22 protein-coding genes are annotated in these 21,791 nt (G+C 52.7%); 15 read left to right on the plus strand and 7 right to left on the minus strand.

The genetic code is table 11. The annotated features are described in order from the left end of the window. Window positions 1-219 precede the first annotated feature (219 nt). Both J1G48_RS21360 and J1G48_RS21365 read left to right on the plus strand, forming a co-directional pair. Window positions 220-2,010 carry an aryl-sulfate sulfotransferase gene (locus tag J1G48_RS21360; RefSeq protein ID WP_000899631.1) on the plus strand — a complete coding sequence of 597 codons (1,791 nt, stop codon included), beginning with the start codon at window positions 220-222 and terminating at the stop codon, window positions 2,008-2,010. Window positions 2,011-2,210: 200 nt separating this feature from the next. Next, window positions 2,211-2,873: a TIGR02117 family protein gene (locus J1G48_RS21365; RefSeq protein WP_000792803.1), complete on the plus strand. Its 663-nt coding sequence runs from the start codon at window positions 2,211-2,213 to the stop codon at window positions 2,871-2,873. Window positions 2,874-2,917: 44 nt separating this feature from the next. Here J1G48_RS21365 and rpmE read toward each other — a convergent pair whose 3' ends face one another. Further along, complete coding sequence (gene rpmE / locus J1G48_RS21370) at window positions 2,918-3,130, minus strand: 50S ribosomal protein L31 (protein ID WP_000715284.1); 213 nt, start codon at window positions 3,128-3,130, stop codon at window positions 2,918-2,920. A gap of 203 nt (window positions 3,131-3,333) precedes the next feature. Between rpmE and priA the strand changes: the two genes are divergently transcribed. The 7 genes from priA (at window position 3,334) to rraA (ending at window position 11,317) form a co-directional block, all read left to right on the plus strand. Then, window positions 3,334-5,532 (plus strand): primosomal protein N', encoded by a 2,199-nt coding sequence (gene priA / locus J1G48_RS21375; RefSeq protein WP_000109382.1) that lies wholly within the window; start codon window positions 3,334-3,336, stop codon window positions 5,530-5,532. A 154-nt stretch (window positions 5,533-5,686) separates the two neighbouring features. Beyond that, the gene (gene cytR / locus J1G48_RS21380; RefSeq protein ID WP_000841337.1) at window positions 5,687-6,712 is read left to right on the plus strand and encodes a DNA-binding transcriptional regulator CytR; all 1,026 of its coding nucleotides are present in this window, start codon (window positions 5,687-5,689) and stop codon (window positions 6,710-6,712) included. A 93-nt stretch (window positions 6,713-6,805) separates the two neighbouring features. Beyond that, window positions 6,806-7,780, plus strand: coding sequence for a cell division protein FtsN (gene ftsN / locus J1G48_RS21385; RefSeq protein WP_000068812.1), 975 nt, complete (start codon window positions 6,806-6,808; stop codon window positions 7,778-7,780). 91 nt (window positions 7,781-7,871) lie between these two features. Continuing rightward, window positions 7,872-8,402, plus strand: coding sequence for an ATP-dependent protease subunit HslV (gene hslV / locus J1G48_RS21390; protein ID WP_000208240.1), 531 nt, complete (start codon window positions 7,872-7,874; stop codon window positions 8,400-8,402). 9 nt (window positions 8,403-8,411) lie between these two features. Next, window positions 8,412-9,743, plus strand: coding sequence for an HslU--HslV peptidase ATPase subunit (hslU, locus tag J1G48_RS21395; protein ID WP_001293360.1), 1,332 nt, complete (start codon window positions 8,412-8,414; stop codon window positions 9,741-9,743). 66 nt (window positions 9,744-9,809) lie between these two features. Further along, complete coding sequence (gene menA, locus J1G48_RS21400; protein WP_000139637.1) at window positions 9,810-10,739, plus strand: 1,4-dihydroxy-2-naphthoate polyprenyltransferase; 930 nt, start codon at window positions 9,810-9,812, stop codon at window positions 10,737-10,739. Window positions 10,740-10,831: 92 nt separating this feature from the next. Then, complete coding sequence (rraA, locus tag J1G48_RS21405; protein WP_000872918.1) at window positions 10,832-11,317, plus strand: ribonuclease E activity regulator RraA; 486 nt, start codon at window positions 10,832-10,834, stop codon at window positions 11,315-11,317. Window positions 11,318-11,538: 221 nt separating this feature from the next. Here rraA and zapB read toward each other — a convergent pair whose 3' ends face one another. Then, a complete protein-coding gene (zapB, locus tag J1G48_RS21410) occupies window positions 11,539-11,778 on the minus strand; it encodes a septal ring assembly protein ZapB (RefSeq protein WP_000051370.1) in 240 nt (79 codons plus the stop codon). 398 nt (window positions 11,779-12,176) lie between these two features. Here zapB and J1G48_RS21415 point away from each other — a divergent pair, with 398 nt between their 5' ends. The 4 genes from J1G48_RS21415 (at window position 12,177) to fpr (ending at window position 16,516) form a co-directional block, all read left to right on the plus strand. Beyond that, window positions 12,177-13,022: an MIP/aquaporin family protein gene (locus J1G48_RS21415; RefSeq protein WP_000084285.1), complete on the plus strand. Its 846-nt coding sequence runs from the start codon at window positions 12,177-12,179 to the stop codon at window positions 13,020-13,022. Window positions 13,023-13,042: 20 nt separating this feature from the next. Further along, window positions 13,043-14,551 (plus strand): glycerol kinase GlpK, encoded by a 1,509-nt coding sequence (gene glpK, locus J1G48_RS21420; RefSeq protein ID WP_000136809.1) that lies wholly within the window; start codon window positions 13,043-13,045, stop codon window positions 14,549-14,551. Between the two features lie 111 nt (window positions 14,552-14,662). Continuing rightward, complete coding sequence (gene glpX / locus J1G48_RS21425) at window positions 14,663-15,673, plus strand: class II fructose-bisphosphatase (protein WP_001250624.1); 1,011 nt, start codon at window positions 14,663-14,665, stop codon at window positions 15,671-15,673. Between the two features lie 96 nt (window positions 15,674-15,769). Beyond that, window positions 15,770-16,516: a ferredoxin--NADP(+) reductase gene (gene fpr, locus J1G48_RS21430; RefSeq protein ID WP_000796303.1), complete on the plus strand. Its 747-nt coding sequence runs from the start codon at window positions 15,770-15,772 to the stop codon at window positions 16,514-16,516. Between the two features lie 105 nt (window positions 16,517-16,621). Here fpr and J1G48_RS21435 read toward each other — a convergent pair whose 3' ends face one another. Beyond that, entirely contained in the window at window positions 16,622-17,050 is a 429-nt protein-coding gene (locus J1G48_RS21435) for a DUF805 domain-containing protein (RefSeq protein WP_000155231.1), read from the minus strand. Between the two features lie 100 nt (window positions 17,051-17,150). Between J1G48_RS21435 and J1G48_RS21440 the strand changes: the two genes are divergently transcribed. Continuing rightward, window positions 17,151-17,747 (plus strand): YiiQ family protein, encoded by a 597-nt coding sequence (locus tag J1G48_RS21440; protein ID WP_000802241.1) that lies wholly within the window; start codon window positions 17,151-17,153, stop codon window positions 17,745-17,747. A gap of 112 nt (window positions 17,748-17,859) precedes the next feature. Beyond that, window positions 17,860-18,627 carry a triose-phosphate isomerase gene (gene tpiA, locus J1G48_RS21445; protein WP_001216335.1) on the plus strand — a complete coding sequence of 256 codons (768 nt, stop codon included), beginning with the start codon at window positions 17,860-17,862 and terminating at the stop codon, window positions 18,625-18,627. Between the two features lie 91 nt (window positions 18,628-18,718). On the opposite strand, the gene J1G48_RS21450 is transcribed toward tpiA, so the two are convergent. The 4 genes from J1G48_RS21450 to lsrB form a co-directional block, all read right to left on the minus strand. Continuing rightward, on the minus strand, window positions 18,719-19,483 hold the full coding sequence (locus J1G48_RS21450; RefSeq protein WP_001088050.1) for an epimerase: 765 nt from the start codon (window positions 19,481-19,483) through the stop codon (window positions 18,719-18,721). 9 nt (window positions 19,484-19,492) lie between these two features. Continuing rightward, window positions 19,493-19,783: a (4S)-4-hydroxy-5-phosphonooxypentane-2,3-dione isomerase gene (gene lsrG, locus J1G48_RS21455; RefSeq protein ID WP_001543603.1), complete on the minus strand. Its 291-nt coding sequence runs from the start codon at window positions 19,781-19,783 to the stop codon at window positions 19,493-19,495. Between the two features lie 81 nt (window positions 19,784-19,864). After that, window positions 19,865-20,740 (minus strand): 3-hydroxy-5-phosphonooxypentane-2,4-dione thiolase, encoded by an 876-nt coding sequence (gene lsrF / locus J1G48_RS21460; protein ID WP_000774146.1) that lies wholly within the window; start codon window positions 20,738-20,740, stop codon window positions 19,865-19,867. A gap of 28 nt (window positions 20,741-20,768) precedes the next feature. Beyond that, window positions 20,769-21,791 (minus strand): autoinducer 2 ABC transporter substrate-binding protein LsrB, encoded by a 1,023-nt coding sequence (gene lsrB / locus J1G48_RS21465; protein WP_000090743.1) that lies wholly within the window; start codon window positions 21,789-21,791, stop codon window positions 20,769-20,771.

Raw genomic sequence — 21,791 nt, forward strand, 5'->3', positions numbered from 1 at the left:
CAAAGCGCATATGAATAATAATACAGCGCCATATATTTACTGAACAAATAGTATAACGATGAGTATTGTTAAAAAGACCATGGACACCTCATATTTGTGACCAACATCATTATTCCCCTCCGCGGATTGTTTTACTTTTTTAAATGTTTTTTCATCTCCGATAAATAAGAAGGTTAATATATATTCATTTTATCGATAATATCGAATGGGGAAATAAATATGTTATTTACAAGGAAAGTCTTACCTGTATTATGCTGCCTGTGTTTGAGCGGCAGCGTTTTGGCCTCAGGCGTTTTAGACCCAAACAGGCCAATGGTCGCATCAGCAGATGTCATTCCAGTCCATGAGGAGCCATTAGGTATGGTCGATGTCGCTCCCTACGGCGGCGTTTTCCCATTAACAGCAATCATTAATAAAGCCAATCATAATGTACAGGACGTGAAGGTTACCGTTTTAGGGAAAGGGGAAAAAGGTATCCCGATCAGTTATGATGTCGGCCCGCAGGCTATAAATACCCATGACGGCATACCTGTATTTGGCTTGTATCCAGATTATGTCAATAAGGTTAAAGTTGACTGGACTGAAGAAGGTAAAAAACAAACTTATACGTGGTCCATTTACGCCGCACCGGTATCATTACCCTCTACTACCGGGCAAACTGCCGTTCTTCCTACGGTAGAACCGGTTAAAGTCGATAGCTCGCTTAAAAATCGCTTATATCTTTTTAACCATATAACGGGGATGCCAAGAGCCGGCCACATTATGCATGTCGCAGGCGGCGCGGCGAACTGGGATTATACCGGTATCAACTGGATTAGCGATACGAATGGCGATGTTCGTGGCTATATGAATATTGATAAATTCCGTAACCAGGATGATATAACGCGTTTTGGTTCCATGATGAGCTTCCATCAGGTTAACGATGGCAATCTTATTTTTGGCCAGGGTCAACGTTACTTTAAATATGATTTCTTAGGCCGCGTTATTTCTGATAAACGACTGCCAAAAGGATTTATTGATTTTTCGCACGCCATTACCGAAACGCCGAAAGGCACCTACCTGCTGCGTGTCGCAAAAGAAAATTATCCATTAAATGGTAAATACACCATCAATACTGTGCGTGATCATATTCTTGAAGTTGACCAGAACGGCGATACCGTCGATTACTGGGATCTGCCAAAAATCCTCGACCCCTATCGTGACGACGTTATTCTGGCGATGGATCAGGGAGCGGTATGTTTGAGCGTCGATGCCGAACATTCCGGTCAGGTCATGACCAAAGAGCAGCTTGCAAAACAACCCTTCGGCGATATCGCGGGCTCCGGCCCGGGCCGCAACTGGGCGCATGTTAACTCCGTCAGCTACGATCCTCGCGACGACAGCATTATCATTAGCTCGCGCCACCAGTCTGCCATCATCAAAATTGGCCGCGATAAAAAAGTGAAATGGATACTTTCCGATCCATCCGGCTGGAAAGGCGAACTGGCGAAAAAAGTGCTGAAACCCGTAGACAGCAACGGTAAACCGCTAACCTGCGAAGCTCACCACTGCGACGGTGGATTTGACTGGACATGGACACAACATACCGGTTGGTTAGTGCCATCCAAAAGCACCGGAGGTAAAACCGTCGTGACCGCCTTTGATAACGGCGATGCGCGCGGCATGGAACAACCGGCCATGCCGTCAATGAAATATTCCCGCGGCGTGGAATATCAGATTGACGAAAAAAATATGACGGTTTCCCAAATGTGGGAATATGGTAAAGAGCGCGGTTTTGACTGGTACAGCGCCATTACTTCCGTCACGGAATATCGCCCGGAAACCAAAACGATGTTCATGTACTCGGCCACAGCGGGAATGAGCGGTACAAAACCGATCGTTTCCGTTCTGGATGAAGTCAAAGACGGTACTCAGGATGTGATGCTGGAGCTAAAAGTACACAGTAACCGTGCCGGTATGCTGGGTTATCGGGCGCTGATTATCGATCCAGAGCAGATGTTTAAAAAATAAAGCGAGATAGTAAAAGTAAAACAGGCGGAAGCTAACTTCCGCCTGAATGGTTAAAACGTATTGTAGTTATGACATTCGCCTTATTGCCCTCGAAGAGGAATGCAAAAATATCAATGAATTACCAATCCGGCACCGACCCGATAAGCGCAGCGTCATTAGACAAACGCCACAACATACCGCGCCTTTGCTGGTGATATGTCATGAAAAATCTCTTTATCGCCTGGTTAAGTTTATTGCTATATGGCTGCACAACCTTTCCACAAGCCGTAAAACCTACGACAGGCGGACAGCCCTACCCGACGGAAATCTATATCGTCAGTCATGGCTGGCACACGGGAATTATTGCGCCGGCCCATGATGTTAATACCGTTCTGCCACAGCTTAAAAAACGGTTCGCTCAGGAGACGCAGTGGTATGAAATCGGCTGGGGCGATAAGGGCTTTTATCAGTCACAAGAAATAACCACCGCGCTTACGCTCCAGGCCATGTTCTGGTCATCCGGCGCGGTTATGCACATCGTCGCCTTTTCCGGTAAACCAGAACGCTATTTCGCCGGTAGCGAGATAAAATCACTGCTCCTGCACACAAACCAGCGTAACAGTCTGATGCGCTATCTGGGCCGCAGCTTTGCGCGTGACGAAGAGGGTAATCTGATTCCGTTAAAACAAGGAATTTACGGCGATAGCCAGTTTTACGCCGCGAATGGCCGCTACGGCATACTCAATACCTGCAATAAATGGACAGCGAAGGGGCTGGAAAGCGCGGGACTAACTATAAATCCTTCGTTAAAACTCACGGCAGGAAGCGTAATGAAAGCGATTACGGATCACAGAATGTGTCTGAACAAATACTGTTATCCCTAGAAAACAAAAAAAGCGCCCTGCGGCGCTTTTTTTCTGGCGGTAACTTATTTGCTGCCAGGGATGCTGAAGCGCTTGTTGAAGCGCTCAACACGACCACCGGTATCAACAACACGCTGCTTACCAGTGAAGAACGGGTGGCATTTGCCGCACACGTCCAGGTTCAGGTCGTGACCCACGGTAGAGTGGGTTTTGATAACATTACCGCAAGAACAGGTTGCAGTAATTTCTACGTAATTCGGGTGAATACCTTTTTTCATGGGGAACCTCAGTGTAAGGCCGCGTCGCTCTTCCAGCCCTAACGCCAGACACCACGCGAAGTTAATAGTAAAGGGTTTGATGCTCACAACACGCACCAAAGGCGGCGAATCATACAGAATTTGACCACCGTATGCAAACTGATCCGCGCTCCCTTATCGTAATGTGTATACTACCCGACGAAATTTCAAGTCAGGAAGATGCTATGTCCGTCGCGCACGTTGCCTTGCCCGTTCCGCTTCCCCGAACCTTTGATTACCTGCTGCCGGAAGGCGGGGTCGCCAAAGCCGGGTGCCGCGTGCGTGTGCCGTTCGGCAAGCAGCAAGAGCGCGTGGGCATTGTCGTCTCGGTTAGCGACCACAGCGAATTGCCGCTCGATGAATTAAAATCGGTCATTGACATCCTGGATAACGAACCAATCTTTTCTCCCTCCATCTGGCGCTTACTCCTCTGGGCGGCGGATTACTACCACCACCCCCTCGGCGACGTTCTGTTTCACGCTCTGCCGGTTTTACTGCGTCAGGGAAAACCAGCCAGCAACGCGCCCCTATGGTATTGGTTCGCCACCGAAGAGGGGCAAGCCGTCGACATCAACAGCCTGAAACGCTCCGCCAAACAACAACAGGCGCTGGCGGCGCTACGGCAAGGAAAGATCTGGCGCTATCAGGTAGCCGAGCTTGATTTTACTGACGCCACGCTGCAAACGCTGCGGCGTAAGGGGCTTTGTGAGCTTGCCAGTGAAGCGCCCGCGTTTACCGACTGGCGGGAGCATTATGCCATCGCAGGAGAGCGCCTGCGGCTGAATACCGAACAGGCGACAGCAGTCGGCGCAATTCACAGCGCGTCGGACGGTTTCTCCGCCTGGTTGCTGGCAGGCGTAACCGGTTCCGGCAAGACCGAAGTGTATCTGAGCGTGCTGGAAAACGTCCTCGCCCAGGGCAAACAGGCGCTGGTGATGGTGCCGGAAATCGGCCTGACGCCGCAAACGATCGCCCGTTTTCGCGAACGTTTTAACGCGCCGGTGGAAGTGCTGCATTCCGGGCTAAACGACAGCGAGCGTCTTTCGGCATGGCTGAAAGCGAAAAACGGCGAAGCGGCGATTGTCATCGGCACGCGCTCCTCGCTGTTTACGCCGTTTAAAAATCTTGGCGTGATTGTCATCGACGAAGAGCACGACAGCTCTTATAAACAGCAGGAAGGGTGGCGCTACCATGCCCGCGATTTGGCAGTGTATCGCGCCCATAGCGAGCAGATCCCGATTATTCTCGGCTCCGCCACCCCAGCCCTGGAAACGCTATGCAACGTGCGGCAGAAAAAATACCGGATGCTGCGTCTGACGCGGCGCGCAGGCAACGCCCGCCCAGCCCTGCAGCATGTGCTGGATTTAAAAGGCCAGCGTCTTCAGGCGGGACTGGCGCCCGCCCTTATCGCCCGTATGCGCCAACATCTCCAGGCCGACAATCAGGTAATTTTATTTCTTAACCGCCGGGGATTCGCGCCCGCGCTGCTTTGCCACGACTGCGGCTGGATTGCAGAGTGCCCGCGTTGCGATCACTACTACACGCTGCACCAGGCGCAGCATCATTTACGCTGTCATCACTGCGACAGCCAGCGTCCGGTACCGCGTCAGTGCCCCTCCTGCGGCTCCACACATATGTTACCGGTTGGGTTAGGGACGGAACAGCTGGAGCAGGTGCTGGCGCCCTTCTTCCCCGGCGTGCCGATCTCACGAATCGACCGTGATACCACCAGTCGTAAAGGCGCGCTGGAGCAGCATCTGGCGGAAGTTCACCGCGGCGGAGCACGCATCCTGATAGGCACACAAATGCTGGCGAAAGGCCATCACTTTCCGGATGTCACACTGGTGGCGTTGCTGGATGTCGATGGCGCGCTTTTTTCCGCAGATTTTCGTTCGGCGGAACGCTTCGCCCAGCTCTACACTCAGGTTTCCGGCCGCGCCGGGCGCGCGGGCAAACAGGGCGAAGTGGTGCTCCAAACGCACCATCCTGAGCATCCCCTGCTGCAAACGTTACTGTATAAAGGCTATGATGCGTTTGCGGAGCAGGCGCTGGCGGAACGGCAAACGCTCCAGCTTCCGCCGTGGACCAGCCACGTCATTATTCGCGCAGAGGATCATAACAATCAGCAGGCGCCCGTCTTTCTCCAACAGTTGCGTAATCTGATTCAGGCCAGCCCGCTATCAGACGATAAGCTGTGGATCTTAGGTCCGGTTCCGGCCCTCGCGCCAAAACGCGGCGGCCGCTATCGCTGGCAAATTTTACTTCAGCATCCTTCACGGATTCGCCTGCAACACATCATCAGCGGCACGCTGGCGTTGATCAATACGCTCCCGGAAGCGCGGAAAGTTAAATGGGTTCTGGACGTCGATCCGATTGAAGGATAGTCCTCACGATGCGAGGCGGATCGTAAAATTAAAGATCCATCACACTTTTTATGAAAATTCTGTAACCGCTTCCACGCACTATCTGATAAAAATGTTTTCGATGAGTGTTACCAGGGATAGATCTGCGCCAGCAGTTCCCAGGCGAGGAGAAAGAGTGAAATCGAACAAGCAGGTTACTGCCGCTACGATGAAGGATGTTGCGTTGAAGGCGAAAGTCTCTACGGCAACCGTATCCCGCGCGTTAATGAACCCCGATAAAGTCTCCCAGTCGACCCGTAGCCGGGTTGAACAGGCCGCGCTTGAAGTGGGTTATTTCCCGCAGTCGATGGGGCGAAATGTAAAACGCAATGAATCCCGTACGATTTTGGTGATTGTCCCGGATATTTGCGATCCCTTCTTCAGTGAAATTATCCGCGGTATCGAAGTGACCGCGGCAGAACAGGGGTATCTGGTGCTGATTGGCGATTGCGCCCATCAAAACCAGAAAGAAAAAACCTTTCTTAATCTCATCATCACCAAACAGATCGACGGCATGGTACTTCTCAGTTCCCGACTGCCCTTTGACGCCAGCGTTGAGGAGCAGCGCAATTTGCCTCCGATGGTGATGTCGAATGAGTTCGCGCCGGAGCTTGAATTGCCGACGGTACATATCGATAACCTGACCGCCGCGTTCAACGCCATGAATTACCTGTTGGATTTGGGCCACAAGCGGATTGGTTGTATTGCGGGGCCGGAAGATATGCCGCTCTGTCACTATCGCTTACAAGGTTACGTACAGGCATTAAGACGCAGTGGCATTGTGGTCGATCCGCATTACATCGCCCGTGGCGACTTTACCTTTGAAGCCGGGGCAAACGCATTAAAGCAGTTGCTTGAGCAACCGTTGCCGCCTACCGCCGTCTTTTGTCATAGCGACGTAATGGCGCTGGGCGCCCTCTCCTGGGCCAAGCGCCAGGGTCTGAAAGTACCTGACGATCTGTCGATTATCGGCTTTGACAATATCGCGCTGGCCGAGTTTTGCGACCCTCCGTTGACAACCGTGGCGCAGCCGCGTTTTGACATTGGTCGCGAAGCGATGCTGCTGTTGCTCGATCAGATGCAGGGGCAAAATGTGAGCAGCGGCTCGCGTTTAATGGATTGCGAGCTGATTATTCGCGGTTCTACGCGCGCTTTACCCTAAAGTAAATAGCTTTAAGACTCACCTGTCTGGTCAAAGGCCCGCCGCTTCAGTAACATGACGGGCTGACGAACGAATAAATACAGCGAAACGATAGTGGCACAACGAGATTATGTACGTCGCGGCCAACCGGCTCCTTCGCGGCGCAAAAAGAGCACCTCACGGAACTCACGGAAGAAGCAAAGCAACATGCCTGCCGTCTCGCCGGCAATGGTCGCGATTGCGGCAGCCGTCCTTGTGACCTTTATCGGCGGTCTGTACTTCATTACTCACCATAAGAAAGAAGAGTCCGAAACGCTACAAAACCAGAAAGTCACCGGCAATGGGCTTCCGCCAAAACCGGAAGAGCGCTGGCGTTACATCAAAGAGCTGGAAAGTCGCCAGCCAGGCGTGCGTACGCCAACGGAACCGTCCGCCGGCGGTGAAGTCATGAACCCGAATCAGCTCACCAGCGAGCAGCGTCAACTTCTGGAGCAGATGCAGGCGGATATGCGTCAGCAGCCAACGCAACTTAACGAAGTGCCGTGGAACGAGCAGACGCCAGAACAACGCCAGCAAACGCTACAGCGCCAGCGTCAGGCGCAGCAGCAGCAGTGGGCTCAAACGCAGCCTGTTCAGCAACCACGTACGCAGCCGCGGGTAAACGAACAGTCGCAAACGCGCACGGTACAGTCCGCCCCGGCGCAACCCGCGCGCCAAAGTCAGCCGCCGAAGCAGACGGCCTCGCAGCAACCTTATCAGGATTTGCTGCAAACGCCGGCGCATACCAGCGCGGCAGCGCCAAAAGCCGCGCCCATTACGCGCGCGCCTGAAGCGCCGAAGGCGACAGCAGAGAAAAAAGATGAACGTCGCTGGATGGTGCAATGTGGTTCATTCAAAGGCGCCGAGCAGGCAGAAAGCGTCCGCGCTCAGCTGGCGTTTGAAGGCTTTGACTCCAAAATTACCACCAATAACGGCTGGAATCGCGTGGTTATCGGGCCGGTGAAAGGTAAAGAAAATGCCGACAGCACCATTAACCGTCTGAAGATGGCGGGCCATACAAACTGCATTCGACTCGCCACCGGGGGTTGAAACCCTCAAAATCTCCCCCATCTATACTTGCATTATGCCCCGTACGCCGTACGGGGCCGCAATTCAGCATTAGTAACCAAGGGGTCTGCTCGTGACAACAATAGTAAGCGTACGCCGTAACGGCCACGTGGTAATCGCCGGTGATGGTCAGGCCACACTGGGTAACACAGTAATGAAAGGCAACGTGAAGAAAGTCCGCCGCCTCTACAACGACAAGGTCATTGCGGGCTTTGCGGGCGGTACTGCGGATGCATTCACGCTGTTCGAGCTGTTTGAACGTAAACTGGAAATGCATCAGGGGCACCTGGTCAAAGCCGCCGTTGAACTGGCGAAAGACTGGCGTACCGACCGCATGCTACGCAAACTGGAAGCGTTGCTGGCCGTCGCGGATGAAACCGCTTCGCTCATCATCACGGGTAACGGCGATGTCGTGCAACCTGAAAACGATTTAATTGCTATCGGCTCCGGCGGTCCTTATGCCCAGGCTGCCGCTCGCGCTCTGTTGGAAAATACCGAGCTCGGCGCGCGCGAAATTGCTGAAAAGGCGTTGGATATTGCAGGCGATATCTGCATTTACACCAACCATTTCCACACCATTGAAGAATTGACCGCCAAAGCGTAAGGACCCCTCATGTCTGAAATGACCCCACGCGAAATTGTCAGCGAACTGAACAAACACATTATCGGCCAGGATAACGCAAAGCGTTCCGTGGCGATTGCATTGCGTAACCGCTGGCGTCGTATGCAGCTTGATGAAGAGCTGCGCCACGAAGTAACGCCGAAAAATATTCTGATGATTGGCCCGACCGGCGTCGGTAAAACCGAAATCGCCCGTCGTCTGGCAAAACTCGCCAACGCACCGTTCATTAAAGTCGAAGCCACCAAATTCACCGAAGTGGGCTACGTCGGGAAAGAAGTGGACTCTATCATCCGCGATCTGACCGATGCCGCTGTGAAAATGGTTCGCGTACAGGCTATCGAGAAAAACCGCTATCGTGCGGAAGAGTTGGCGGAAGAACGTATTCTCGACGTACTGATCCCACCCGCAAAAAATAACTGGGGCCAGGCCGAACAGCAGCAGGAGCCTTCTGCCGCCCGCCAAACGTTCCGCAAAAAACTGCGCGAAGGCCAGCTCGACGATAAAGAGATCGAGATTAACCTCGCCGCCGCGCCGATGGGCGTAGAGATTATGGCGCCTCCGGGCATGGAAGAGATGACCAGCCAGTTGCAGTCTATGTTCCAGAACCTGGGCGGTCAGAAACAGAAACCGCGTAAGCTGAAAATTAAAGACGCGATGAAACTGTTGGTTGAAGAAGAGGCTGCTAAGCTGGTCAACCCGGAAGAGCTGAAACAGGACGCTATCGACGCGGTTGAACAGCACGGCATCGTGTTTATCGATGAAATTGACAAAATTTGTAAGCGTGGCGAAACCTCCGGCCCGGATGTTTCACGCGAAGGCGTACAGCGCGACTTACTGCCGCTGGTAGAAGGCTGCACGGTTTCGACCAAACACGGGATGGTCAAAACGGATCATATTCTGTTTATCGCCTCTGGCGCGTTCCAGGTGGCGAAGCCGTCTGATCTGATCCCGGAACTGCAGGGCCGTCTGCCGATTCGCGTTGAACTTCAGGCGCTGACCACCAGCGATTTCGAACGCATTTTGACCGAGCCAAACGCGTCCGTCACCGTGCAGTATAAAGCGCTGATGGCAACTGAAGGCGTCAATATCGAGTTCACCGATTCCGGTATTAAACGTATTGCCGAAGCCGCCTGGCAGGTTAACGAAACCACCGAAAACATCGGCGCGCGCCGTCTGCATACCGTACTGGAGCGTCTGATGGAAGAAATTTCCTATAACGCCAGCGATCTGCACGGCCAAAACATCACAATTGATGCGGAATATGTGAGCAAACATCTGGATGCGCTGGTCGCAGATGAAGATCTAAGCCGTTTTATCTTATAATCGCGTCCAATGCATTTTCATCACTGTTGATGGGGCTGAAAAGCCCCATTTTTATTGGCGCTAAATATGACTGAACAACAACAAATTAGCCGCACCCAGGCCTGGCTGGAAAGCTTACGACCCAAAACCTTACCCCTCGCCTTCGCAGCGATTATCGTCGGTACGGCCCTGGCATGGTGGCAAGGCTATTTCGATCCTCTGGTCGCGCTGCTGGCCCTTATCACCGCCGGGCTGCTGCAAATTTTATCCAACCTCGCCAACGATTATGGCGACGCTGTCAAAGGCAGCGATAAACCGGATCGCATCGGGCCGCTGCGGGGGATGCAAAAAGGCGTCATCACCCGGCAGGAGATGAAGCGGGCGTTAATCATTACCGTCGTGCTGATCTGTATCTCCGGACTGGCGCTGGTGGCGGTCGCGTGCCATACGTTAACCGATTTTATCGGCTTCCTGATTTTGGGCGGGCTGTCGATTATCGCCGCCATCACCTACACCGTGGGTAATCGGCCCTACGGCTATATCGGGCTGGGTGATATCTCTGTTCTGGTATTCTTTGGCTGGCTAAGTGTCATGGGGAGCTGGTATCTCCAGGCGCATACGCTGATTCCGGCGCTGATTCTCCCGGCCACCGCCTGCGGTTTACTGGCGACGGCAGTGCTGAATATTAATAACCTGCGCGATATTAATAGCGACAGAGAGAACGGCAAAAACACCCTTGTAGTACGACTGGGCGATGTCAACGCGCGTCGTTATCACGCCTGCCTGTTGCTAGGCGCGCTGCTCTGTCTGGCGCTGTTTAATCTGCTCTCGCTACACAGTCCGTGGGGATGGTTGTTTATTCTGGCCGCGCCCTTGCTCATTAAACAAGCGCGCTACGTAATGCGCGAAAGGGAGCCTGCGGCAATGCGCCCGATGCTTGAACGTACCGTTAAAGGCGCGTTGTTAACCAACCTGTTATTTGTGATTGGGATACTCTTAAGTCAGTGGGCCGTTTAACTGACAAATATCAATTAACAATTGATGATTTTGCCAACAGTATACTTAGCGCGATATACTAAAAATTCTCGCAGCAACTGAACGTTAAGCCTATGAAATACGATACTTCCGAGCTTTGTGACATCTATCAGGAAGATGTCAACGTCGTGGAACCGCTGTTCTCTAATTTTGGAGGGCGGTCGTCGTTTGGCGGACAAATCATCACGGTAAAATGTTTCGAGGACAACGGGTTGCTGTACGATCTGCTCGAACAAAATGGCCGTGGTCGGGTTCTGCTGGTCGATGGCGGCGGTTCTGTCCGTCGTGCATTAGTCGATGCGGAGCTGGCGCGTCTGGCCACGCAAAATGAATGGGAAGGGCTGGTTATCTATGGCGCGGTGCGTCAGGTGGACGATCTGGAAGAGCTGGATATCGGCATTCAGGCGATCGCCGCCATTCCGGTTGGCGCCGCAGGTGAAGGCATTGGGGAAAGCGATGTGCGCGTCAATTTCGGCGGCGTGACGTTCTTCTCCGGCGATCATCTCTATGCCGACAACACCGGGATTATCCTTTCCGAAGACCCGCTTGATATCGAGTGATCAAAAAAGGCGCCGTAAGGCGCCTTTTTTATGCGTTGTCGCTGATTGCCGGATGGCAGCTTACGCCTTATCCGGCCCACCGGTATCCGCATTCTAAATCCTCTATAGATTTCGCGTCAGGGCAAGGCGGCAAGTAAGTGAATCCCCAGGAGCATAGGCCACTATGTGACTGGGGTGAACGCACGCAGCCAACGCCGCCATAACGTGAAATATGACGAGGATTAGACTTCTTCCATACGACCAAGCAGCGCCTGCAAACGTTCCTGCCAGCCGCTCTGCTGTTCCTTCAGAGAATTATTTTCACGCTCGAGTTCTTCACGCTGATGCTGTGCAGACTGCACTTCCTGCGTCAGGCTGTTGTTCTTTTCTTTCAGCTCTTCAATTTCCATCTGTAACAGGGTGATGGTGTCAATCGCCTGCTGTACTTTTGCTTCCAGTTTCTCAAACACTTCTAAAGACATGATCTTACCTCTCCTGAATTGCAAGGCGACGCTTCACGTAAACGCGCACAATATATAGTGTCGATTGTATGAAGCCCCGCTCTCGCTGTCCAGCGACATACCGCGTAGATCGCGGTTTGCAGCAATTTTCATCCATCTCCTGGTAACATTCATTCAATAACTTAAAAGTGTTAACATATTGGTTAATGAAATGATTCAATTCACTCTCTTCTGCTGTCTCAAAATGCGCCTCATGGCGCGATAACGCTCATTTTATTGACGCAGTACACACATTTTGATTTCGATATTTCTCGTTTTTGCTCGTTAACGATAAATTAACAGTGTGCCTACAGGGCATCGTGGATGTCCATGACCTCCTCGCATACCAATAATCATTACATACTCTTCAGGATCCGATTATGAGTCAAACATCAACCTTAAAAGGCCAGTGCATTGCTGAATTCCTCGGTACCGGGTTGTTGATTTTTTTCGGTGTGGGTTGTGTCGCTGCGCTTAAAGTTGCCGGAGCTACTTTTGGACAGTGGGAAATCAGCGTCATCTGGGGTCTGGGAGTAGCGATGGCTATTTACCTGACGGCAGGTGTTTCTGGCGCACACCTGAACCCGGCAGTGACCATCGCACTCTGGCTATTTGCCTGTTTCGACAAACGTAAAGTTGTTCCTTTTATTATTTCTCAAGTTGCCGGCGCCTTTTGCGCAGCGGCGTTAGTTTACGGGCTTTATTACAATCTTTTTGTGGACTTCGAACAAACCCACCATATCGTCCGTGGCAGCGTTGAAAGTCTCGATCTCGCAGGCATTTTCTCAACTTACCCGAATCCTCATATCAATTTTGTGCAGGCCTTCGCGGTTGAAATGGTGATTACCGCTATTCTGATGGGGCTGATTCTGGCGCTGACCGACGACGGAAACGGCGTACCTCGCGGTCCGCTTGCGCCACTGCTCATTGGTTTACTGATCGCCGTTATCGGTGCCTCTATGGGGCCGTTGACCGGGTTTGCGATGAATCCGGCGCGTGACTTTGGCCCCAAAATGTTCGCCGGGCTTGCCGGCTGGGGTGAAATTGCGTTTACCGGCGGTAGAGACATTCCTTACTTCCTGGTGCCACTGTTTGGCCCCATCGTCGGCGCCATTCTGGGCGCGTTTGCTTATCGCAAATTTATTGGCCGTCATTTGCCGTGCGATACCTGCGTCGTGGAAGAGAAGGACTCCACCGCGACCACACAACAAAATGCTTCGCTGTAATCTGATTACGGGACAAAATTATGACTGAAAAAAAATATATCGTTGCGCTCGACCAGGGTACCACCAGCTCCCGCGCGGTCGTTATGGATCATGACGCGAATATCGTCAGCGTATCACAGCGTGAATTTGAGCAAATTTATCCTAAGCCAGGCTGGGTAGAACACGACCCGATGGAAATTTGGGCGTCCCAAAGCTCAACGCTGGTAGAAGTGCTGGCTAAGGCCGATATCAGTTCCGATCAGATTGCCGCTATCGGTATCACCAACCAACGTGAAACCGCGATCGTCTGGGAACGTGAAACCGGCAAACCGATATACAACGCTATTGTCTGGCAGTGCCGTCGTACCGCCGATATTTGCGAACAGCTTAAACGCGACGGCCTGGAAGATTACATCCGCGACAATACCGGTCTGGTCGTCGACCCGTACTTCTCTGGCACTAAAGTGAAATGGATCCTTGACCATGTGGAAGGTTCGCGCGAACGCGCGAAGCGTGGCGAGCTGCTGTTCGGTACGGTGGATACCTGGCTTATCTGGAAGATGACGCAGGGCCGCGTCCACGTTACGGATTACACCAACGCCTCACGAACCATGCTGTTCAACATCCATGATTTGGACTGGGACGATAAGATGCTGGACGTGCTGGATATCCCACGCGCGATGCTGCCCCAGGTACGTAAGTCCTCCGAAGTCTACGGCCAGACCAATATTGGCGGTAAAGGCGGTACACGTATTCCTATCGCCGGGATTGCCGGGGATCAGCAGGCCGCGCTATTCGGCCAACTGTGCGTAAAGGAAGGAATGGCAAAGAATACCTACGGCACCGGCTGCTTTATGCTGATGAACACCGGCGAGAAAGCGGTAAAATCGGAAAACGGCCTGCTGACCACCATCGCCTGCGGCCCAAGCGGCGAAGTCAACTATGCGCTGGAAGGCGCGGTGTTTATGGCGGGAGCGTCCATTCAATGGCTGCGTGATGAAATGAAGCTCATCAGCGACGCGTTCGACTCCGAATATTTCGCCACGAAAGTGAAAGATACCAACGGTGTCTACGTGGTTCCGGCCTTCACCGGTCTGGGCGCGCCGTACTGGGACCCGTATGCCCGCGGCGCCATTTTTGGCCTGACCCGCGGCGTGAACTCTAATCACATTATCCGCGCGACGCTCGAATCCATCGCTTACCAGACCCGCGACGTACTGGAAGCGATGCAGGCCGACTCCGGTATCCGCCTGCACGCTCTGCGTGTGGACGGCGGCGCAGTGGCCAACAACTTCCTGATGCAGTTCCAGTCAGATATTCTCGGCACGCGGGTGGAACGCCCGGAAGTGCGCGAAGTGACCGCGCTGGGCGCCGCCTATCTGGCTGGCCTGGCCGTCGGTTACTGGCAGAACCTGGACGAGCTGCAGGAAAAAGCCGTCATTGAGCGAGAATTCCGCCCCGGCATTGAAACCACCGAGCGTAACTACCGTTACAGCGGCTGGAAGAAAGCGGTTAAACGCGCAATGGCGTGGGAAGAGCACGACAAGTAAGGTCGCCATCCGGCAAAATCTTTGTGCGGAGGCAACTCCGCACACACATCAATTATTCCCTCCTTCCCCTGTGCTACACTGCGCGCCACTCCTTTTTGCTACGAGTTTGTTATGAGACGAGAACTTGCCATCGAATTTTCCCGTGTGACCGAAGCGGCGGCGCTGGCTGGCTACAAATGGCTGGGACGCGGCGATAAAAATACCGCGGACGGCGCGGCGGTCAACGCCATGCGTATCATGCTCAACCAGGTCAACATTGACGGCACCATCGTGATTGGCGAAGGCGAAATCGACGAAGCCCCGATGCTCTATATCGGCGAGAAAGTCGGTACCGGCCACGGCGATGCGGTAGATATCGCCGTCGATCCGATTGAGGGCACGCGCATGACGGCGATGGGTCAGGCGAACGCGCTGGCGGTGCTGGCGGTCGGCGATAAAGGCTGCTTCCTGAATGCGCCCGATATGTATATGGAAAAACTGATTGTCGGTCCGGGCGCCAAAGGGGCGATCGATCTCAATCTGCCGCTGGCGGATAACCTACGCAACATCGCGGATGCGCTGGGTAAACCGCTTGGCGATCTGACCGTGACCATTCTGGCAAAACCGCGTCATGACGAGGTCATCGCAGAGATGGCCAAACTGGGCGTACGCGTGTTTGCCATTCCTGACGGCGACGTCGCGGCCTCAATTCTGACCTGTATGCCAGATAGCGAAGTCGACGTGCTGTACGGGATTGGCGGCGCACCAGAAGGCGTGGTATCCGCAGCGGTGATCCGCGCGCTGGACGGCGATATGCAGGGTCGTCTGCTGGCGCGCCATGATGTGAAAGGCGACAGCGAAGAAAACCGCCGCATTGGCGAACAGGAACTGGCGCGCTGCAAAGCAATGGGCATTGAAGCGGGCAAGGCGTTATGCCTGGGCGACATGGCGCGTAGCGATAACGTTATTTTCTCCGCGACCGGCATCACGAAAGGCGATCTGCTGGAAGGAATTAGCCGGAAAGGCCATATTGCCACGACGGAAACGCTGCTGATCCGCGGCAAATCACGCACCATCCGCCGCATTCAGTCTATCCACTATCTTGATCGTAAAGATCCGGATGTACAGGCGCATATCCTCTAGCGCATTTGTTAGTTAGAGCCTTCCAGCCTCGCGGGGCTGGAAATCTTTCTCCTGACGAACGAAGATAAGGTTAGCGATTCAGAACAGGAGAAAACCATGGCCGATTGGGTAACAGGTAAAGTCACTAAGGTGCAAAACTGGACTGACGCACTGTTCAGCCTGACCGTTCACGCCCCCATTAATCCTTTTACTGCAGGCCAATTTACCAAACTCGGACTGGAGATCGATGGCGAGCGCGTTCAGCGCGCGTATTCCTATGTCAATGCGCCTGACAATCCGAATTTAGAGTTTTATCTGGTGACGGTGCCGCAAGGAAAGCTCAGCCCGCGGCTGGCGGCGCTAAAACCTGGCGATGAGGTGCAAGTGGTCAGCGACGCGTCGGGTTTCTTTGTACTGGATGAAGTGCCTGACTGCGAGACGCTATGGATGCTGGCGACCGGAACCGCTATTGGCCCGTATTTGTCTATTCTGCAATATGGGCAGGATGTCGCGCGCTTTAAAAATCTGGTCTTGGTCCACGCCGCACGCTTCGCCGCCGATTTAAGCTATCTGCCGCTAATGCTGGAACTGCAACAGCGTTATGAAGGCAAGCTGCGCATCCAAACGGTGGTCAGCCGGGAGAGCGTGCCAGGCTCGCTCACCGGACGCGTGCCAGCGCTCATTGAAAACGGCGAGCTGGAAAAAGCCGTTGGATTACCGATGGATAAAGAGACCAGCCACGTCATGCTGTGCGGGAACCCGCAGATGGTGCGCGATACGCAGCAACTGCTGAAAGAGACCCGACAGATGACTAAACATCTGCGCCGCCGACCGGGGCATATGACGGCTGAACATTACTGGTGATGTTTTACCGAATGGCGGCTGGGGCTTATCCGGCCTGCAAATCATCACCAATCTGTAGGCCCGGCAAGCGTCAGCGCCACCGGGCAAATTATGGTTTACCGCCCGCTACAGCTCTGCTTTAAACTTCACGTCCTGTGTCGCTTTCCCAAACTTATTTTCCCCCTGAACACCGACAAACGCGCCCAGATCGATAAGCATCATCACCAGGATCAGCGTCGGAATAAATCGCCCGACGACCCACTGCCACATCCCCGGCAGCATCGCCCAGTTTCCGGCCAGCAGCATCCACGCCAGAATCATCAGCAACGCCCACGCGCCGGAGCGTCCCCGGTCATGCAGACGTTTGACCATGACGGCGGCGGTCGGCCACAGCAGGCACACCAGGCAAAATGCCGCCGTTTGGATATCAAGCAGATTTTTCCCCGCCAGCGAAAATAGCGCCAGCATCCCGGCAAACCAGAGGCCGATCCAAATCCAGAAATCACGGCGTCCGATACGCCCTTTAAATGAGAATAACCATTGCTGTATGGTCATGTAAGTTCCTTATATTTTGCCTTCCGCTACAGTTTACCCTTTTGACAAGCCCGACAGTTATCGTTTTAATCGTGAGCAGTCCTAACGAAAGGTAAGATTGATGAAGCCAGGATGTACTCTGTTTTTACTGTTGTTTTCTGCTCTCACCGCCAGCATAACGGCGCACGCGCAGCTCTCTTCATCGACCACGACAGCGCCCTATCTGCTGGCGGGCTCGCCAACCTTTGATCTTTCTATTAGCCAGTTTCGTGAGAACTTTAACCGCCAGAATCCCGATCTGCCGCTCAATGAATTTCGCGCCATTGAGAATAGCCGCGATAAGGCGAATCTGACCCGCGCCGCCAGTAAGATTAACGAAAATCTGTATGCCTCCACGGCGTTGGAGCGCGGTACGCTCAAAGTGAAAAGTATGCAGATTACCTGGCTGCCCATTCAGGGGCCGGAACAGAAAGCGGCGAAAGCGAAAGCGCTGGAATATATGGCCGCCATTATTCGTACTGTCGCCCCGTTGCTGACAAAAGAGCAAAGCCAGAAAAAACTGCAAAAGATGCTTATCGCCGGTAAAGGTAAACACTATTACGCCGAGACAGAAGGCGCGGTACGTTATGTTGTCGCAGATAACGGCGAAAAGGGGCTGACCTTCGCGGTTGAACCGATTAAGCTGGCGTTATCTGAAAATCTGGAAGGGGCGAATTGATGACAAAAAGCAAAGCCTTTCCGGGGATGAATCTCTATACTGTTTCACAGACCATGCTGCTCTGACGAGCGGCCATCTTCCTTAATTCGCTGACTAAGCGTGGAGAAATGAAATGCGACATCCTTTAGTGATGGGTAACTGGAAACTGAACGGCAGCCGCCACATGGTAAACGAACTGGTGGCTAACCTGCGTAAAGAACTGGCGGGCGTAGCAGGCTGCGACGTGGCAATCGCTCCGCCGGAAATGTATATCGATCTGGCGAAACGCGCTGCTGCCGGCAGCCACATCATGCTGGGCGCGCAGAACGTTGATCTGAATCTGTCTGGCGCATTCACCGGTGAAACTTCGGCTGAAATGCTGAAAGATATCGGCGCGCAGTACATTATTATCGGCCACTCCGAGCGTCGTACTTATCACAAAGAATCTGACGAACTGATCGCCAAAAAATTCGCCGTACTGAAAGAACAAGGTCTGACGCCGGTACTGTGCATCGGTGAAACCGAAGCGGAAAACGAAGCGGGCAAAACAGAAGAAGTATGCGCACGCCAGATCGACGCGGTACTGAAAACGCAGGGCGCGGCAGCCTTTGAAGGCGCGGTTATCGCTTACGAACCCGTATGGGCGATCGGTACCGGTAAATCTGCAACGCCTGCGCAGGCGCAGGCAGTGCACAAATTCATCCGTGACCACATTGCTAAAGCTGACGCGAAAATCGCTGAACAGGTCATTATCCAGTACGGCGGTTCTGTTAATGCCTCCAACGCAGCCGAACTGTTCGCGCAGCCGGACATCGACGGCGCGCTGGTAGGCGGCGCTTCTCTGAAAGCTGACGCCTTCGCCGTGATCGTGAAAGCAGCAGAAGCTGCTAAACAGGCTTAATTGCCAATCTATGTCTGATGGCGCTGCGCTTATCAGGCCTACCAGCCGAGTGCTTATGTAGGCCTGATAAGGTAAAGCCGCCATCCGGCATTTATGCTGTGGAGGGTAAGAAAGTAGTATCCCCGGCAACCTTAAACATCGCCCTCCAGCTCCGCGTATTCTCAACCAGCCGATCATCACGAAATAACGCACTACCAGAAACAACACGATTGATGCCCTGTGCAATCAGCGAAGGCAACTGATCCTGCGTTAACGACCCATCAATAACGATAATTTTACCTTCGCGTTTATCACCAAGTAGACAGAGAAGCTGCGCCACGCGCTCGTGCAAATCACTGGAGCGCATTTTACTGCCGTATCCAGGGTTCACTGCCAGTAGTTGAATAACCTCAACGTCGCTCAGAATGGGGATAATGACATCCAGAGGCGTTGCCGGGCATAAACTAATCCCCCGGATCACCGGCATTTCACCGCCAATAACGGGCACGGTCTGCTGACCAAGCCAGCTTAGCGTATGATGCAGATGAATATCGCCTTCTGCCTGAAGCGTGATGCAGTGTGCGCCCGCCTTCACGCAGGCTTGCGCCGCCGTCCATTGGTCCGCTACCATCAAATGAACATCTTTGATAAAAGTTTGCGGCAGTTGCCCAACTGCCCATGGCCCAACGGTAAACTGCGGGCAAAATTGACCATCCATCAAATCCAAATGCAACAGCGGCTGGTTTAACGCTTCCAACTGTTGCAGATAGCGATGCAACGCAATCCACTGCCCTGCCAGAATACCCACACTAAGCGGATATGACGCTAACAATGCCACACATGCTTCGCGCGTTAATCCGGCAAACTGGCTGTTCATGAGCACTCCTTAAGGCATCAAACCCATAAAAACTTTTTTTGTCCGCGGACCGGTCATCAACGGTTCAAGCTGCTCCACGCAAGTTTTATAGTGTGGCGTTGTCTTGTGAAAAGCGACGGCCTGTTCATCAACGTAGGCTTCATAAATATAAAATCGCGTAGGCACCTGCGGATCCTGCAGAACATCAAAACGCAAGTTACCCGGCTCTTTAATTGAGCCCAGATGATTCTGCCGAAAAACATCGATAAATTGTTCAACCTTGTCATCATGAACGTTAATTTCAACCAGCGTAACGTGCATCATTAACCCCTGATTATTCCAAATAAAATAACAGTCATCCCCATCTCCTCGCATCGATAAAAGATGGGGAAGCGATCTCATTTAACCTTTCTCACTCAAAAACAGCTCATAAGCACGCTCTGCTGTTTCGTTATGATGAACGACGGCATGTACCGCTTTAATCATGGCTACCGGATCTTCTGACTGGAATATATTACGCCCCATATCTACGCCAGAAGCCCCCTGGTCAATCGCCTGATAGCACATTTCCAATGCTTCACGTTCAGGCAGTTTTTTACCGCCGGCGATGACAATCGGCACCGGACAACCTGCCGCAATACGCTCAAAACCTTTATCGACATAATACGTTTTGATAATTTGCGCCCCCATTTCCGCAGCGATACGCGTTGCCAGTGAAAAATAACGCTGGTCGCGAGCCATATCTTTACCCACTCCGGTCACTGCCATTATTGGCATCCCGACGCGTAACCCGGCATCAATCAGTTGAATAATATTTTTAATCGACTGATGTTCATGCTCACTACCAATATAAACCTGTGCGGCAGCAGCACAGCTATTCAACCGCACAGCGTCATCCATCGCCACCGCAACCGCCTCATTGCTTAATTCAGTGAGAATAGAATTCGCCCCGGACGCACGTAAAACGACTGGTTTATTGATTGCCGGAGGTACCACACTGCGTAATATGCCGCGAGTACACATTAAGACATCAGCATATTCAAAGAGCGGCGCAATATTAATATCAATACGCTCAAGTCCGGTTGTCGGCCCCTGGAAATATCCATGGTCAAAGGCCAGCATGACCGTTTTTCTGGTTTTGGGGTTAAAAATCCTCGCCAGTCTGGACTGCATTCCCCAATCCAGCGCGCCACAGCCTTTTAATGCGAACAAAGTGTTAGTTTGTGGTTTATCGGTGTGAAAATCTTTGCCATCTTTAATATCATCTAAATCAGCCATTCTTTACTCCGTCGATACATAACAGTTATCAGAAATCATATTTGTCGATATTGTCTTTGTTGAAAATGACACGCTCCGGCAATAACACAATGCCGTTACCTTTTGCCTCATAGTGATATCCCTGCTCACTATTAGGTGAAACGGTGACTTTGCCGATGCCGGGAATATCCAGTGAGTCACCGACATTCATTGGCATATTTTTCAGCAACGCGTTGGCGACATATACGGAAATTTTTCCCTGTTGGACGACATCCCACAGGCCAAACTCTTTAACAGTGCCGCGCTGAACATAAGGGCGCATCACATTCGGCGTACTAAAACCAACAATCGCGAGATTATTACGTTTAAGGTTCTCCGCCGCCTGTGCCGCAGCAGGTAAAGCGTTAGCGTCAGGCGCGATGATGGCATCCAGATCGGGATACGCTTTGATGATACCTTCCGCCGTCTGGAGCGATTTCGTGGCATCGTTATAGCCAAACTGGGTAGTGACTATCTCCCACCCCGGATGTTCCTGGCTAATTTTGGCTTTAGCTTCTTTTACCCACTGGTTCTGGTCGGTCACCGTTGGGCTGGAATAGAAGAAAGCGACTTTCGCTTTCTCTTTGTCCACCTGATGAGCGACCATCTCTACCAGCATGCTGCCGAGCTGTTTTGGCGTCCCTTGATTGATATAGTAAGAACGGCACTCCGGCTTGGTATCGGAATCCCAGGTTAATATTTTCACGCCTCTTTGCATTGCCCGCTTCAACGCCGGGCACAGGCCATCAGGCGAAACGGCAGAAACGATAATGGCGTCATACCCCTGATTGACAAAGTTATTCACCAGTTGAACCTGGCCTGAGACGCTGGGCTCTGTAGGGCCATCGTAAGTTACGTCAATGCCCAGCGCTTTTCCCGCTTCCTGCGCGCCATTGCCGCCGCTGGTAAAAAAGCCCACGCCAACCAGTTTGGGAATAAAAGCAATCCGCTCTGCCGCCTGTACGGTCATTACCGCAGATGTCAGACCAAACGCAGTGAGTAAGGCGATCATTTTAATGCTGTGTCTTGCCAT

The sequence above is a fragment of the Salmonella sp. SAL-020 genome (assembly GCF_017372215.1).
In the GTDB taxonomy this organism is placed as follows: Bacteria; Pseudomonadota; Gammaproteobacteria; order Enterobacterales; family Enterobacteriaceae; genus Salmonella; species Salmonella enterica.